We start from the raw sequence: 16,340 nt of genomic DNA, 5'->3' as shown, positions 1-16,340 counted from the left end.
CGTGTCTGGTGAAGTCCAATAAGCGACAAGCACGGTTCACTTCGACGTCTGCCTGAGGGTCGCGACCATGGCACGCGACTCGGTGTGCAGGTGCCGGAGCTCTCCGGCCGTGAGAGCCAGTTCGTATCCGTGATGATGTCCAGCCCGCGACAACGCCCACCACAGATAAGCTGCCCGCTGCGCGGTCTCGGCACCGGCGTACTCCCGCAACATCATCAGCTGCGCCCGCCGATTACGACATTCCGCCACGCTGGGGGCCATCGCCTCCCAGTAGCGGTCCAGTGCCGCCTCCAAGGCGAGACGAAGGAGCCACGCACTCGCCCGCGGCCAGAGTCCGCGAGTACCGGTGGCCGGTTTAATCATGAGGTCGGCGGCGCTGGCGAGGTAGTTCTCGGCAGTGATCATTTCAGCCTCGCAACGAGACGAGCCACATCGGCCACAAGCTGTTCGGGGTCGTTGACGGCGGCGCCGTGGGCGCCTTCTTTGCAGGTGCGCAGGGCGGTGGCCGCCCACCCGCCGTGCGCGGTGTTGAGCTTGCCGAAAACCTGACCGCCGGCATCCATGTCGTCAAAGAGAGCAAGCGCAGCCACCTGCATCGTGGTGCGGGCCCGGCCGATCAGTGCATCGACATCGCGATGAGGTTCGCCACGCCCGATGCGACGGGCACGGATGATCTGGTGGAAACGAGCTTCGAGGGCCGACCGACAGTAGGTCACGACGACGGGCGTGCGGACCTCGACCGGCATATCCCGAGTCTTAGCCAGAGCCGCAGCATCGTCGAGGTAGCGCTTCACCGGGTCGATGTTCTTGCGGATCTCCACCGTCGAGTTCTCCCGGCGGACGACCTCCCAGATGGTCGCGTCAATCTCGAGGCGACGGACGGCCTCCGGGAGCCGATCGTCGTGGGTGAAGACGATGATCTGACGGGTCTGCGCCAGGTCGGCGAAGACCCGGGCGAGCCCGTCCACCTTAGCGGGGTCCATGCTCTGCACCGGGTCGTCGATGATGAGGAACCGGAACGGGCTGGCGTCCGCGCTGGCGCGCGGCAGGAACACAGCCAGACCGAGAGCCTGCATCTCCCCCTGGCTCATCACCGACATCGCGCTGGTCGCCGTGCCGTCCACGGTGGCCGGGAACGCGACCCGCCGCCGGGTGCTCGACCCGTCGAGTTTCATCCCCGCCAGCTCGACGTTGCTCTCCTGGCGCAGCTCCTCCCAGATCTGCTGCGACCGGGCGGCGAACGGCGCCAGCTGCTCCGTGCGAAGGTTCTCGATCAGCGGCTTGTACCAGTCGAGGGCCTCCTTGACGCGCGCCAGCGGAGCCTCGTGAACACGCGCCGCGACGGCGTCGGCGTGCCATTGCTGCAGCTGGGCGGCGAGGTCACGCCACTGGTCATGACGCGCCTGCAACCAAAGGATGGCCGCTTCGCGTACCGCCGCGACCGTCTGCAGCAAGGGTGGGTAGGTGCTGGTGAGATGCGCGGCCACCGCTTCCGGGTCGGCATCGGCGCTGAGACCCGACCAGACGGCCCATGCCGTCCTGAGCCGCTCACGGAGTTCGGCTGGGAAGTCCTCCGGCAGCGTCGTGGGCACTCCCGCGCCGACCGGAAGTGCCTGAACCTTCCGGCGGGCGACGGCCAGGCCGTCCATAGCGGAGCGGCGGGCAGCCGCATCGTCGCGGATGCGATCCAGTTCCGCTTGAGCGTCGGTACGCCAATGCTGGTCCAGCACGCCGGCATGGCACAACGGGCAAGGGCCGCCACCGTGCGCGTCGTAGTGTTCGGTGGCAGCTTCAAGCAGCCGGGCCATGTCCTCGGTGACGTTGCTGTCCGGTGCTTCCCCGACGTGGACCGCAGCCGCCGTCAGCGTGTCCGCCACCGCGGTGATCTCCTCGGCCGGCGGCAACGGCGGCAGGCTCACCAGCCTCCGGTACGCCGTCACCTGAGGGTCGACGTCGTCCGTGTTGCCTAGCAGCCGGTCCACGGCGTCGAGGGCAGGCCGAACGGACGCGAGCAGCTTGGCCGCCGCGCGGGCACGCTCGTCGTCGACCTCGCCGAGCGCCTGGCGGAGGGACTTTCGCCGGTCGGACACCGCCTTGAGCTGGGTGTCCAGCTCCCGCTTGATCCGCTTCAGCAGGCTCTCGGCGTCGGTGATCGGCTCGATGGCCAGCAGCGGCGCGAGCGCGTCGAACAGGTCGCTGGGCCGCGACGAGATGAGCCGGCCCAGATCGTTGGCGGTCAGCAGCGGGCGGTACGCCTCCAAGGGCTGGCGCCAGCCGAGAGCGTCGACGTCGGCGTACGTCTGGTCGCCGTGGCGGACGTCGGCGGCCGCATCGCTGGGTTCGGTGGCGTCGTCGCGCCAGCGGCGGCGCAGGCGCACGGGCACAGGGGAGCCGTCGAGGCGCGCCGTGACTTCAATGGTCGCCTGGTTTGGATGGTGCAGGTTGCGCCAGCCCTCGCGGAAGATTCGGTTGTTCTCGGCCCAGCGCTTGCTGTCGCCGGTGAGAGAGAGCTCGACGGCCTCGGCGAAGCTGGACTTGCCAGAACCATTGCGCCCGATGACCAGGGTGAGACCGGGTTGCGGCTGCAGGTGCAGCGCGGCTTTGGCGCCGATGCCGCGAAAGCCCGTCACAGTGACGCGCTCGAGGAAAACGTGCCGCTGCTCGGCCGCCTGCCCTTCGCGGGCAGGCAGGTCAGCGGAGGCGCCGTCGAGCACGGCGCGAAGCTGACACTCCCCGGCGAAGGCACCCAGAACCACCTCGGCGGTCTGATCGGAGGTGCGCTGCTCGGTCAAACGGTCGAAAAGATGCTCCAGAAGTGCGTGAGTCGTGCTCACCGTCTGCTCCCATGCCGACGTTACGGTGGGCCGCCCGGGGAAGGACAGCATTGAGTAGTTACTGGGGATTGCTGGAACCTGCTGGAAGACTGTACGGTACTGGTATGGATCAAGTCGAGGCCCTCGATCGGCGGATCGAAGATCTGCGCACCGAGGTGCGGCGAGCGCTGACCGCCGGCGACCGCGAGCGCGTTACCAGCCTGCGTAAACAGTTGCGTCAGGCACAGCGCGAGTGGGAAGCGCTCCTCGATGAGGAACTGGCGGACGAGACGCCGTTGGTTCCGGCTCCGCGGCTCGCTTCCGGGCCACTTCTTCCCGTACGGGAACAGGTGCACCAGGCGCTGACCTTGCTCGGAGCTCCGGCCGCTCCCAAGCTCGTCGTCGCCGTACACGAAGCGTTCGCCACCGGGGAGCTGACACCGACCAAGCTCACGAGTCTGCGGCGCGACGAGGAGCGCTCGTTCCAGTCCGCGCCATACTCCCGCCCGTACTATCTCTGCGCCGCTCTGACGGCCGACCACCTCGCGCCTGCGCGCGGGCTGATCGCCGTCTCGTCGTGGCCGATGGCCACGCGGATCATCGGCCCGCTCAGCCTGCGGGTCGATTTCCTCACCGCCGCCACCCGACTTGCCGAACAGCTGGAAAGGCTCGGCGAGACGGGCCCGAACGCCCGGCGGCTGCTGTGGCGCTTCGCCGCCACGATCCCGGGAGCCGCCACCAGCGCCAACGCTATGACCCCGGCCGCCGTCGCCGAGGCCGCTCAGGCCGAACTGGTCATCCATGTCGACGCCGATCGGTCGCACCGCGAAGCGGCCGCCAAGCGGGCCATCGACCAGCTCACTCCGTCACAACAACTTTTCGGCGCCCGGCTGGGCCGCGCCGCGGCCACCGGCTCCTGACCCGTCTCCGTTCTCCGCGAAGGAACGAACGATGCCCGACGACACCCCGCACCGACTCCACCAGCTGCGCGGCCCCGCTCCCGCGAAGCGACACAACGCCCGTACGGTGGCCGCTCTGACCGGAAACCCGGGCTGCGCACGGCGGGCCGTGCTCGACGCAGCCGGCGTTGACAAGGACGCACTGGCCAAGCAGATCGGGTTCCCGGCGAAATTCGGCCAGTCCCAGTTCGCCATCACCCGGGGCAACTCGTTCGAGGCCCAAGTCAAGGCCAACGGATACGCCGAGCTTCTGCGTCTGCTGCGCGAGGTGCTCGGCCTGGAGATCGAAGAGGTGGGCAGCACCGACCTCAACGACGTCGGCGGCAACGCGAGCCAGGAGGTGCGGCACACCCGCGCTCGTCAAGCTCTGAAGGCCGCCGTCGAAGGCCGGGAACCGCTCACCTTCCTCGATCACCCGCTGCTGCGGCTGGACGTCGGCGGCAACGACGTCTACCTCGAGCCCGATCTGGTCGCCTTCCACCACAACGGCGTCCTGCACGTCGTCGAGATCAAATCGTTTGCCATCATCGACGACCAGGCTGACGGCACCAAAACCGCTGCAGCGGCCCGGCAGTCGGCGGTCTACGTGCTGGCGCTGCGGCGGCTGCTCGGCGACGCCGCGGTCTCGCACGAGGTAGTGCTCGTCTGCCCGAAAGACTTCTCGAACCAACCCACCGCGGTCAAGATCGACGTCCGCAAGCAGCTGATCACCCTGGACCACCAGCTCACCCGCCTCGCCCGGATCGAAACTCTCGTCGACCAGTTGCCGGACGGGCTCAGCCTCGATCTCGCCACCCACTCCCCCGACGAGCTCATGACAGCACTCTCGACCATGGAGGCCCGATACGCGCCGTCGTGCCTCAACAGCTGCGAGATGGCCTACTTCTGCCGACACGAAGCCGCTGGTTGCACGTCCGCGCTGGGCACGACGGTCCGTGAGGAACTCGGTGGCGTCGAGCACGTCGCCCGGGCTCTCGACCTGGCACACGGAAAGGCGATGGCGTCGGTCGAGGAAGAAGAAGCAGCCGCGATGCTGCAGATCACGGCGCAGATCTACGGGTCGGTGGCGGCATGAGCGCGATCTCCTCGTACGCCCGAGCCCTCGCCGTGGACGGCGGACGGGCGTACCCCATCGCCACCCGCCGCCATCTGCACTTGAGCGACCATCCCCTGGTCTTCGTGCCCCTCACCATGGCCGGCGAAGCCAACGCGCCGCTCGCAGCAATGATCGGCACCGACCGGGACAACCCGACGATGCTGTTCGTGCCGCAGCCGCGCAACCGCACCCTGCGGTTCACCTTCGCTGATCAGCTCGCCGCCATCATTTTGCAGTACATCGAGGAGCGCCCGCGCCAGGGTGTCGAGACATACGGCAAGCAATCCAGGACACGCTACTTGGACGCGCCGCAAATGCTGGTGCCCAGCCCTACTGGCGCCGGCTTCGTGCGCCTCTTCGGCCGGTCCACTCGCTTCCGGCGCACGACCGGCGAGTATGCCGTTTCGCCGCAGGTGCCGCTGCTCGGCCGCTGGCTGACTTGGCTCGGTGAGCGGTCGGAGCACCCCGGCTCATCGGCGCTGGTCGCCATGACTTCCGCCCTGGGCCAGCACTGGGCGACTGGGCAGAGCGCGTTGGAGGACGCCAACCTCGCTGCCCTGTTGGCGTGGATTCAGCCGCCTGCTGGCGTGCCTGCACCAGTGGCCGCGCTCGAAGCGGAGGATCCGACGATCTGGCCGCCGGCTGGGCCCAGCACGGACCCCACCTTCGACAACGAGGTTCTGGCGCCAGCGATCCGGCTCTACGACGAAGGCAAGCACGAGCGGGCTTTGGCCGTACTGCAACGCGATCTTCGCTCGCAGCTCGAGCCCACCTGGCGGCTGATGTGGCAGGCGATCGATCTGCTGCGCACCCTGCCTCCGGGCGACACGGTGCCCGACCGCTGGGCCATCGACCGCGCCGATTTCACCAACTACCACCAGTACGTCAGCGGGGGCGGCTTCCCGCAGGCCCGTCGTGACGGGGCGGTCGCCGCGGCGCGCCGACTGCAGCGCCTGGAGCGCGAGCAGAACGAGTATGACGCCACGCGCGCTCTCGACGACCCGTTGGTGATGGCGAGCTTCCGAGTGACCGGCGAAGCCTTCTTTGGCACCGTGGTCGAGGTCGAGCCCGATCGCAAGATTGTGTCTGACAAGGGTCGCCGCATTCTGCGGCCGCGCGTCGTCGTCCGAACAGGTGACCCGGTCCGGCTCCTCGCCACGACGAAACTTCGCTCCCCCAGCCGCCCGAAGCAGGACGTCACCATTCTGAGCGTCACCGGCGACCGCGTGGAGCTGCAGATCGAGAACAGCATGGGCCGCGGCGGGACTGCCGCTCCGGGCACCGTCCCGTCGCTCGGCGAAGAACTGACCTACACCAGCGTGTTCCCGGATGGCATGCGCTCACCGGAACTGCCGGCGCCCGAGGAAACCCCGTGGACCCACGGCGGCCCGCCGAAGCCCTACACGCCGACCGAAGACGACGCCCGCGAGGTGTGGGAATGACCTTCGACCCCGCCTACGAGGCTTCGCAGGCGACGCTGCGCATCCTGGAAGACTTTCGCTCCGGCAAACACCGCGGCGTGGTCGTCAACTCGCCGCCCGGCGCCGGCAAGTCCACCTTGGTGGTGCGCGCCGCGGCCGAACTGGTCGAGGACGGCGAGCGCCTGATGATCGTCGCCCAGACGAACGAGCAGGTCGACGACCTGACCGCTTCGCTCGCCGGCCGGCTCCCGTCCACCCTGATCGGGCGTTTGAGCAGCGCCGACTATGTACCGTCAGCGCGCGTCGCAGGCCTCACTAACGTCGCCTGCGACAAGGACGCCGGCAACCTTGCCGGGTGCCCGGTCACTATTGCCACCGCGGCGAAGTGGGCGTACGTCAAGGACCGCTCCTGGGAGTGGGCCATCGTCGACGAGGCGTACCAGATGCGTTCCGACGCCCTGCTCGCCATCGCCCGCCTGTTCGAGCGAGCCCTGTTCGTCGGCGACCCCGGGCAGCTCGACCCCTTCTCGGTCGTGGAGAACGATCGCTGGCGGGGACTCACCTGGGACCCGATGCAGTCGGCGGTGGCCGGCCTGCTCCGCAACAACGACGGCGTACCCGAGCACCAGCTACCTGTCTCGTGGCGCCTGCCGCGCACCGCGCAGGATGTGATCGCCTCGGCGTTCTACCCGTTCACCGGTTTCCGCACCGGGACTGGCCCAGGTGAGCGGGAGCTGACGTTCACGACACGGGCCCTCGGCCGGACGCCCGTGGACGCCGTGCTCGAGGAAGCCGCGACTTCCGGCTGGGGCTACCTCGAGCTGCCCGCCCGGCACACCATGCGGACCGACGCCGAGGCGGTCGACGCCGTGGCCGCCGTGGCCCGGCGCTTCGTGGAACGAGGTCCCGTCGCCCGGTCGGGCTCGACGTCAGGCCCGGTGACGCCGTCGCGCATCGCCGTCGGAGCCGCCCACCGAGACCAGGTCTCCGCACTGCGGACTGCCTTGGCCGATCAGCCCGACATCACGGTGGACACCGCGAACCGCCTGCAGGGCCGAGAGTACGACGTGACGGTGGTGCTGCATCCGCTGTCGGGCCGCCGAGACGCAACCGCCTTCCACCTCGAAGCGGGCCGCTTGTGTGTGCTGACGTCCCGCCACCGCCAGGCCTGCGTCATCGTAGGCCGGGTAGGCATTCACGAGCTGCTCGACGCCCACCCATCGACGGAACCTGTTCACCTTTACGAGACGGTCAAGTTCCCAGACGGCTGGGCGGCAAATCAGACTGTAATGACCCACCTTGAGACGCACCGCATCCCCATGAGTGCATGATGTCACCAGCCGACCGAACCTCCGGGGGACCTAGAGCATGACTTTGTCCGAAGTCGCGGCAGAGGCGCCCGACCTCAGCAACCCGATCATCAACTCGCCGTACGAGCCGCCGCAGCAGCACTTCGAGATCGGACCACACGGCCCGACCGGCGCCCTCAAGCCGGGCCGTCGGCCAAGCGAGTCGTTCATCCCCTTGCCGCCAAGTCGCAAGACACGGCAGAAGCATGTGCAAGAGGCACTCGACTTTGACATCACCGGCGAACGGCGGGAAGTCAACAGCCTCGTCAACGACATCCGCCGCGAGGTTGAGAGATGGCGGGCGAACAACTGGACCGGTGTGACGCCGTACACCCGGAAGCTGTTGGCCCACTGGGCTCCCGGACCGCATCGGGAGGACCCGGTGCTGTTCTGCCAACGGGAGGCGGTGGAGACCGCCATCTTCCTCGCCGAAGTAGCGGGTCGGCATGGGACGACGGACTACCGCCGACGGCTGGAGCCGGAAAATCGCATGCACAGCGACGGCCTGCCGCGCGTGGCACTAAAGATGGCCACTGGCAGCGGCAAGACCGTCGTGATGGCGATGTTGATCGCCTGGCAAACCGTCAACAAGGTGATGACCCCTCGGGACGCGCGGTTCGCAAAGCGATTTCTGATCGTGGCCCCGGGAATCACCATTCGCGACCGACTCGGCGTCCTGCAGCCGGAGCGGGACGACAACTACTACGACGAACGGAACCTGGTACCGCCGGATCTCTGGGAGGTCGTCCTCCAGGCCAACGTCAAGGTGGTCAACTACCACACATTCCTCCCTAGAGACGCCAAGGAAATTAAGGGAGTCAACGCCAACACCCGCAAGCTGCTGCGCGGGAACCGACCGCCCGGTGACGCCGACGCATTCCAAGAAACCCCGGATATGGTCGCGGACCGAGTGCTCGGCGCGTTCGGGTCGACCGAGGGTGGCCTTGTTGTCTTCAATGACGAGGCACATCACTGCTACCAGGACAAACTGCTGGAGCACCCGGAAGACGTCGCTGATAAATCCGACAAGGAGCGAAACCGCGAGGCACGCGTGTGGTTCCGCGGACTGCAGGACGTCTCGCGCCGGACCTCAGTCAAGACGGTCTATGACCTATCGGCGACCCCGTACTACCTCAAGGGTTCCGGCTATAACGAGGGGCACATCTTCCCCTGGGTGGTCAGCGATTTCTCGCTGATGGACGCCATCGAGTCCGGCATCGTCAAGATCCCGCGCATCCCCGTGGACGACGACGCCGTCGCTCAGCAACCGGTGTACCTCAACCTGTGGGACAACATCCGGCCACCGCTGCCCCAGCGCCAGTCTTCCAAGGGCGCACCGATCACCTCGCAGGGGTGGGTGATGCCGGAAACCCTCGAGGGCGCGATTCGCAGTCTGTATCGCTCGTACGAGCAGAACCACGTCCGCTATGAGAAGGACCTAGCGGGACTCGGCGAGCCTCCACCCGTGATGATCATCGTTTGCCCGAATACGGTCGTGTCCAAGTTGGTTTACGAGTGGATTGCCGGCTGGGAGGTCGACCAGGACGGTGAGAAGCGGCTGCGTCCAGGCAACCTGTCACTGCTGAGCAACATCGAGGATGGCGTCTGGACGACCCGGCAACGGACCATCCTGGTCGACTCGGTCGCGTTGGAGTCCGGGGATCCACTTGGGCCTGACTTTAAGCAGGCCGCGGCTCGCGAGATCGAGGCATTCAAGCAGGAGTTTCGACTGCGTAACCCGGGCGCTGACGTGGAAAAGATCAACGACGCCGACTTGCTCCGCGAGGCGATGAACACCATCGGCAAAAAGGGCAAGCTCGGCGAGCACATCCGCTGTGTCGTCTCGGTGGCCATGCTCACTGAGGGGTGGGACGCCAACACCGTCACCCACATCCTCGGCGTGCGGCCATTCCGCAGTCAGCTGCTGTGCGAGCAGGTGGTCGGCCGCGGTCTACGCCGCCGCAGCTACGCTGCGAACGCAGACGGCAAGTTCGAGCCGGAGTACGCCGAGGTGTACGGCGTGCCGTTCGCCTTTATCCCCTCCGACCGCGCTACCCCGCCGCCGCAGAAGGACATCCGGCCGGCGATTCGGGTGTACGCGGTATCCGAGCGAGCCGACCTTGCGATCCGGTGGCCAAAGCTGGACGGCTATCGCGTCGAACTCCCGGACGAGACGCTGATCGCAGACTTCGATGAAAAGTCACGTCTGCACGTCACCCAGGAGTTCGTGGCGCTGTGGGTGGAAAACCAGGGTGTCGTAGGCGAGCGGCTGCAGATTGAGCTGGCCGACATCCGGGGCGCCCGTGACCAACGCATCGCCTACACCATCGCCAAGCGGCTCATGGAAGACGAGAAGTACCTAGCCGCCGCGGACGGCGTAGAAAGGCCCTGGCTCTTCCCGCAGGTCGTCGAAATCTGCCGGCAGTGGCTGAAGGAGTGGGTGACCACCGACCCCGACGTGTCGAAGGGCAACCTTCTGCTGGTTCAGGCAACCTCGCGGGCAGCTGAAAAGGTCTTCGGATCGATCATCCGCCAGCTCGGCAACCGCGCCAAGGTGCTGATGCCGGTCCTGCGCCGATTTGATCCCGAAGGCTCGACGGACGATGTCGACTTCGTTACCCGCAAGGTAGTCATGGCGCCACCGCCACAGAAATCGCACCTGACCGAGGTCGTGCTCGACGGCCAGCGCGGCAACACCTGGGAAGAGGGTCTCGCCGAGATCCTTGAGGGAGACTCGCGGGTCCACGCCTACGTCAAGAACGAACGCCTCGGCTTCACCATCCCGTACGTTCATGAAGGCCGCCAGCACGACTACGTGCCCGACTTCATTGTGCGACTGGTTCCGCGAGACGCAGACGACGTCGAACGGACGCTCATCGTCGAAGTTTCTGGAAGCCGCAAGTCCCCCGGGCCAACCGCCGCCAAGGCGCACACCGCCAGGCACGAGTGGTGCGCTGCCGTGAACAACTGGGGCCAGTACGGCCGCTGGGGCTACGTAGAAGCCACCCACCCTATGCAGTTCCGCGAAGTGCTGCACGACGCCATCGAGAACCTGTATGCCGACCGGCCGATCATCGGTCTGCCCGACTGACGCTGCGAAAGGGAACGAGACATGCCCCCGAGGAAGAAGGCCGCCCCGGCCGGCCCCACCCCGGTCGACGCGATCACGCACCCCGACAAGCGCGTCAACCTGCCGACCGCCGACGCCCACGACTTCGTTGATCCGGATATGGAGAACCCGTTTACATTCCGATATCCGCGGCCGCTTCACAGCCCACAGCTCGTCTGGCGCGGCAAGGAGGAGCAAGACCTCGCCGAATATCTGGAGGGCAAGGTCCCGCCCATCTACATCCAGGAAAAGATCGACCCTCGGGTGCTGATCGAGAACCTGCGAAACACTGCGGCGTCGCCGGAGGAAGAGCCTGAGTTGACGCTCTTCGACGCCTTCGACGGCCTCGACGAGCTCGACATGGTGGACTTTTACCAGCACGAAGCCAACTGGTCGAACCGCATGATCCTCGGCGACTCGCTGAACGTCATGGCGAGCTTGGCGGAGCGGGAACGGCTACGTGGCAAAGTCCAGATGATTTATATCGATCCGCCATACGGCATCAAGTTTGGCTCTAACTGGCAAGTATCGGCTCGAAAGCCTGAAGTCACGGATGGCAAGATTGAGCATGCTACGCGGGAAGTCGAACAGATCAAGGCATTCCGTGATACTTGGGAACTTGGAATCAATTCCTACTTATCGTACCTGCGAGATCGCCTACTCGCCGGACGCGAACTCTTAACCGACACAGGTTCTTGTTTCGTCCAAATTGGAGACGAAAATGTGCATCTAGTACGCAGCGTTATGGACGAGGTGTTCGGAGCAGAGAACTTTTGTGCCCAAATCGTTTTCACCAAAACGAGCGGCGCGACGTCTTCTCTAGTGCCTGCCGTCTTCGACTACCTACTCTGGTATTCAAAGGATCGGAAGATTGTCAAGAAACGCGACCTCTACCAGCCCCGTAAGCCGATCGAGAACCCAAAAGAAAGATTCGTCTGCGTCGAGACATCAGATGGTCAGCTCATTGACCTCTCGCTAGCGCAGAAGTCGGGACTCGAGCCGATTCCAGAAGGAAGGATACTGCGCTTACAAGCTACAGACTCCCAAGGAGCAACTCCGGATTCCGCAAACCCTGTCATCCTGGGCGGCCGTGAATTTTTTCCGCCTAGAGGTAGGCACTGGAGTGTAACCGCTGCCGGGGTGCAGCGAGCGTGCATGAGTGGCCGCATCGTCGCGGTAGGAAAAACTCTAACGTGGAAGTCATATCGAGACGAATTTCCATTCCGGCCGCTAACGAACTTTTGGTCCGACGTTAACGCCACCGGATTCGGAACTGAGAAGCTATACGTTGTACAAACTACAACCTCGGTGATCCAACGCTGCATGCTTATGACGACGGATCCGGGGGATTTAGTCGTTGACCCAACTTGCGGATCCGGAACCACAGCACTCGTGGCCGAACAATGGGGCCGGAGATGGATTACCATCGATACATCACGAGTCGCGCTAGCGCTCGCCCGACAGCGAATCATGGGAGCGCGATACCCATGGTACTTACTGGCGGACAGCCCCGAGGGCAGGGCGAAAGAGTCGGAAGTCTCAGGTCGACCGCTACCGCCCGTAGAGACATCGCGAGACATACGACAGGGGTTTGTCTACGAACGCGCACAGCGAATTCTTCTCAGTTCTATAGCGAACAATCCTGACATCAACGAGGGAATGTCCCATGCGGAGATTGAGGCTGCGATCAAACGGCACGCCGACTACGAGCTCTTAGTCGACAAGCCATACGAGGACCAACGCAGAGTCCGCGTAGCCGGCCCGTTCACCGTTGAGAGCTTGTCGCCACATCGTTCGCTGGCCTTCGCAGGTAGCGCTGTCGACCAAACGGGCAACACCACGGTCGCCGGCGAGGAGACCTCCGACGGTGACGCGCGCTTCGAACAGAATATTCTCGCGAACCTACGCAACGCCGGCATTCAAAACGGTCGCAAGAATGAACGCATGAGCTTCAGCTCAGTGGAGCCCTACGCATCCCCGTACATCCAAGCTGTCGGACTGAGGGACGAGGCTAGCAACGGCACCGCGAAGAGGATCGGCATTACCGTCGGCCCGCAGTACGGGACGGTGGGTCCGCAGTTCATCAAGGACGCTGCTCGCGAGGCGATCCGCGCCAAGGACATCGACCTGCTGTGCGTTCTCGCGTTCGCATTCGATCCCTCAGTGCTCGGAACGGCGGAGGAGGAATACGTCACCTCGGCGGATGGCTTTGCGAACGTGGCCGCCGAGCGGCGACTCGGCCGCGTACCGGTACTGCTCGTCCGCATGAACGCCGACCTGGTGATGGGCGAAGAACTGAAGAAGACCGGCGCCGGCAACCTGTTCACCGTGTTCGGCGAACCGGACATCGAGATCAAGACCGAGGACGACGAGCTGCGCGTGCTGCTGCACGGCGTCGATGTGTACGACCCAAACACGGGCGAGCTGCGCAGCAACAGCACCGACCAGATCGCTCTGTGGATGATCGACACGGCGTACAACGGCGAGTCGTTCTTCGTCCGGCATTGCCACTTCACCGGCGGGCAAGACCCGTACAAGCGTCTCAAGGCGGCCCTCAAGGCCGAGATCGAACCGGACGCCTGGGCGAGTCTCTACTCCACGGAGTCACGCCCGTTCGCCCGGCCGGACACGGGAAAGATCGCGGTCAAGGTGATCAACGACTACGGCGACGAGGTGATGAAGGTATTCACTGTCTGAGGCATCCTTGGGTGGCCGGCTCCGGCCACCCAAGGGCCGGTCAACGCGCGGAGCCGCAGATTGTTCGTACCTCGCATCCGCGGCATCGCGCACCGGGATTGGGCCGATAGTCACGCGCCTTGACACGCTCAGCCGCTTCGGTGACCGTCGCCTCCGCTCGTGCGATGGCCTCGGCGTCCACCTCGATCGGCATACGCGTCGCATGTTTGAGGTCATGCACGTATGCGGCTCGCACGTCCAGTCCCTCTCGACGCCCGGCGTCGGCATAGACCTGCAGCTGAAGCGCATGCTGCTCGTGATCGCCGGACGTTGAGGTTTTGTAGTCGACGATCGCCAACGCCTCCGTGACACCGCCTTCGCGGTCGAGAATCACATCCGCTCGACCGGTTACGATCACGCCGTCAAGGTGCAGCTCGAACGGCCGTTCCGTCTCCCACACGCGGTGCAGATCGCTCGCATACTTGTCGGTGTAGGTGCCGACAAGCCGTCGAGCCGCGTCTTTCAGCTGCCGGTGTGCAGCCTTGTTAGCGGTGGGCAAGAAAAAGCTGGCGTCGAGAAGCGCATCGATCTCTGCGGGCGACCGAACCTTTCCGGTCTCCTTCGTCGACTCGGCCACCGACCGCAAAACGTGGTGCACGGCCTTGCCGTAACCGAGCTCGGGCGCCAGCCGCGGCTGGAAGCCGATCATCTCGCGCAGCCGGAATGCCTGCCCACAATCCATGAACGCCGCCATCTGGCTGTACGTCAGGGTGATGGCCTCGTCGCTATCGGCTCCCCTTCGCTCGATCGACGGAAAGCCGACATCGTCCGGCTTGACCTCAACAGGACAGATCTCCTGGTGATACGGGCTTCGCGCAACTCGCCGCGTCGTTACGCGCTCGTGCCGGGAGACAGAAAGCCAGTCGCGGGCTCGAGTCATAGCAACATAGAAGAGCCGTCGCTCGTCGGCGTCCGATCCTTCGTATCGGGCTGCGTCAAACTTCGTCCGGGGTACGAGCCACTCTTGCGGCTTACCGGTGCGTGAAGAGGGGAAGCGCCCCTTGGTCATCGACGGCACGAAGACGACTGGCCACTCGAGACCCTTCGCCCGATGCACCGTCGTCAGATCGATGGCATCGAGCGTGAAGTCTCCCTCACCATCGAACCCCTCATACGCGTTCTGGGCGTAGTTGATGGTGTGCAGCGCCAGGTTCCGGTAGTACCAGGTGCCACGGTCCTGTCCGCCCACCTGTTCGCCAGGAGCGGCCGCATCTGGCCGGGCTCGCCGGCGCACCGACTCGTAGTCGGCGAGCAATGCAGAGACCCGAGCCAACGTACCGAGCCGGTTAATCACCCCGGGCTCGTTCAAATCCCAATGGCGTACGCCCAACTCTGCGAACAGCTCGTAGAGTTCCCCCACCAGGTTGGCGGTTCGCGTCTCTCTGGGTACAAACGTCTTCCACTCGCGCAGCAAGCGAACGACGGCAGCGCGTCGTACGGCGTCCAGCTCAAAGACCTGGATCAGCTCGCCAAAGATTGCCGCGTCGGTGACTGGTTGCGGTGCCTGGCGGTAGTCCCGCCAATCAGTGTCGGTCAGCCAGGCGAACACGCGGCCCAGCACGCGCGCTTCCGGCATCTCGAACAGACCAGATCGCCCACCGGGTTGCACGGGAACGCCGAACGTCGCGAGTTGCTCGACCAGGCGGCCATAGGCGGCCCGACTGCGCACGAGCACGGCGATATCGCGGTACCGCAGTCCCCGCTCGACCAGGTCGAGGATGTATGACGTTATCCAGCCGGCTTCCTCTTCCTCATCGGAGCCACACCAGACGGCCACTTCGGATTGCGGAATGGTCCCGGATTCGCGATACGGAAGCATCTCCTTGTCGATGCGGTCCGGGATCGTCTGCGCGAACCGATTGGCCGTGGCGATGATCTGGGGCCGGCTGCGCCGGTTCACCGTAATCTCGAAAGTCGCCACGTTCGGATAGCGCTCTGCGAACGTCACGATGTTCGCCACGTCCGAACCTCGCCACTGATAGATCGCCTGCTGGTCATCTCCGACCACGCACAGTTCGACCTGAGGGCCAGTGAGAAGCTCGATGAGCCGCTCCTGGGCAGGGTTGACGTCCTGATACTCATCCACAATCAGGTGACGAAGCGTAGCGTGGACCTCGGCCGCGAATTCCGGCCGTTCGAGTTCCCGCACAGCTCGGACAACCTGCTGGCCATAGGTCAGAAGTCGGTACCGTTCGAGGGTCGCGTAGTAGTCGCGCAGTACCGGCCCAAGGGGTTCAGATATAGATGCCGGGTCGAGCAGTTCGTTCTCAACGACGTCAACGCCCTTGCCGAACGCCTCGATCGAGGCAAAGAGCCGGTTGCCCGCGTCCAGCGCCCGGATATTGAGCCGGTTCGCCTCGCGGGCCATGAAGGCCGTGAGCTGGTTGTCGTCCAGCACGTCATAGGTCTCGAAGCGGGGTACTCGCTGCTGGAGCAGGCGAAAGCAGAAGGCGTGGATCGTGCCTACGAACAAGCCGTTGAGTCGATCGACTACTCCTCGACCGAGCCGGCCCTCGACTCGCTGAACGATGCGAGTCTTCAGCTCCTCGGCCGCGCGCTCGGTGAAGGTGAACGCCACGATGCCCTCGGGATCGACACCGTCCGCAAGCAGATCAACAACGCGCTGGGAGACCACCTCGGTCTTGCCTGACCCGGCCGAAGCGATGATCTGCAGGTGACTCCCACGGTGTTGAACGGCGGCGAGCGCCATGCCGGTGAGCTGTGGGATTGCGTTGGGCGAAGACATCCACACCTACCTCTCCGTGTCGCACAGCGTAGCCCCAGCCACACCTTTGGTTCGGCACGACGGCGCGTCATCTAAGGCGTGTCGGCGTCTTCGTTAAGACAAGGCATCACC

At 65.1% G+C, this 16,340-nt stretch carries 9 protein-coding genes; 6 read left to right on the top strand and 3 right to left on the bottom strand.

The features are described from left to right. Window positions 1–36 precede the first annotated feature (36 nt). Window positions 37–405 carry a hypothetical protein gene (locus tag COUCH_RS15315; protein WP_249612747.1) on the bottom strand — a complete coding sequence of 123 codons (369 nt, stop codon included), beginning with the start codon at window positions 403–405 and terminating at the stop codon, window positions 37–39. After that, window positions 402–2,834 carry an ATP-binding protein gene (locus tag COUCH_RS15310; RefSeq protein WP_249612746.1) on the bottom strand — a complete coding sequence of 811 codons (2,433 nt, stop codon included), beginning with the start codon at window positions 2,832–2,834 and terminating at the stop codon, window positions 402–404. Before COUCH_RS15310 ends, COUCH_RS15315 begins: the two co-directional genes overlap by 4 nt. A 104-nt stretch (window positions 2,835–2,938) precedes the next feature. Between COUCH_RS15310 and COUCH_RS15305 the strand changes: the two genes are divergently transcribed. The 6 genes from COUCH_RS15305 to COUCH_RS15280 are packed head-to-tail and all read left to right on the top strand — an operon-like array spanning window position 2,939 to window position 13,444. Then, window positions 2,939–3,733, top strand: coding sequence for a hypothetical protein (locus tag COUCH_RS15305; RefSeq protein WP_249612745.1), 795 nt, complete (start codon window positions 2,939–2,941; stop codon window positions 3,731–3,733). 31 nt (window positions 3,734–3,764) lie between these two features. Further along, a complete protein-coding gene (locus COUCH_RS15300) occupies window positions 3,765–4,847 on the top strand; it encodes a hypothetical protein (RefSeq protein WP_249612744.1) in 1,083 nt (360 codons plus the stop codon). After that, window positions 4,844–6,310, top strand: a complete 1,467-nt coding sequence (locus tag COUCH_RS15295; RefSeq protein ID WP_249612743.1) for a hypothetical protein — start codon at window positions 4,844–4,846, stop codon at window positions 6,308–6,310. Before COUCH_RS15300 ends, COUCH_RS15295 begins: the two co-directional genes overlap by 4 nt. After that, on the top strand, window positions 6,307–7,620 hold the full coding sequence (locus tag COUCH_RS15290) for an AAA domain-containing protein (protein WP_249612742.1): 1,314 nt from the start codon (window positions 6,307–6,309) through the stop codon (window positions 7,618–7,620). Before COUCH_RS15295 ends, COUCH_RS15290 begins: the two co-directional genes overlap by 4 nt. Window positions 7,621–7,657: 37 nt before the next feature. After that, on the top strand, window positions 7,658–10,729 hold the full coding sequence (locus tag COUCH_RS15285; RefSeq protein WP_249612741.1) for a BPTD_3080 family restriction endonuclease: 3,072 nt from the start codon (window positions 7,658–7,660) through the stop codon (window positions 10,727–10,729). 21 nt (window positions 10,730–10,750) lie between these two features. Then, complete coding sequence (locus COUCH_RS15280) at window positions 10,751–13,444, top strand: site-specific DNA-methyltransferase (protein ID WP_249612740.1); 2,694 nt, start codon at window positions 10,751–10,753, stop codon at window positions 13,442–13,444. Window positions 13,445–13,484: 40 nt separating this feature from the next. On the opposite strand, the gene COUCH_RS15275 is transcribed toward COUCH_RS15280, so the two are convergent. Further along, window positions 13,485–16,229, bottom strand: a complete 2,745-nt coding sequence (locus COUCH_RS15275) for an ATP-dependent helicase (protein ID WP_249612739.1) — start codon at window positions 16,227–16,229, stop codon at window positions 13,485–13,487. Window positions 16,230–16,340 lie beyond the last annotated feature (111 nt).

The sequence above is a fragment of the Couchioplanes caeruleus genome (assembly GCF_023499255.1).
GTDB classification, from domain to species: Bacteria; Actinomycetota; Actinomycetes; order Mycobacteriales; family Micromonosporaceae; genus Actinoplanes; species Actinoplanes caeruleus_A.
The sequence above is the reverse complement of the archived record's forward strand: the minus strand, read 5'-3'. Positions and strand labels throughout refer to the sequence as shown.

Coding starts and splice junctions, on each gene's coding strand:
- COUCH_RS15290 (WP_249612742.1), top strand. CDS start 6,307: ATGACCTTCGACCCCGCCTACGAGGCTTCGCAGGCGACGCTGCGCATC.
- COUCH_RS15275 (WP_249612739.1), bottom strand. CDS start 16,229: ATGTCTTCGCCCAACGCAATCCCACAGCTCACCGGCATGGCGCTCGCC.
- COUCH_RS15285 (WP_249612741.1), top strand. CDS start 7,658: ATGACTTTGTCCGAAGTCGCGGCAGAGGCGCCCGACCTCAGCAACCCG.
- COUCH_RS15300 (WP_249612744.1), top strand. CDS start 3,765: ATGCCCGACGACACCCCGCACCGACTCCACCAGCTGCGCGGCCCCGCT.
- COUCH_RS15315 (WP_249612747.1), bottom strand. CDS start 405: ATGATCACTGCCGAGAACTACCTCGCCAGCGCCGCCGACCTCATGATT.
- COUCH_RS15305 (WP_249612745.1), top strand. CDS start 2,939: ATGGATCAAGTCGAGGCCCTCGATCGGCGGATCGAAGATCTGCGCACC.
- COUCH_RS15280 (WP_249612740.1), top strand. CDS start 10,751: ATGCCCCCGAGGAAGAAGGCCGCCCCGGCCGGCCCCACCCCGGTCGAC.
- COUCH_RS15295 (WP_249612743.1), top strand. CDS start 4,844: ATGAGCGCGATCTCCTCGTACGCCCGAGCCCTCGCCGTGGACGGCGGA.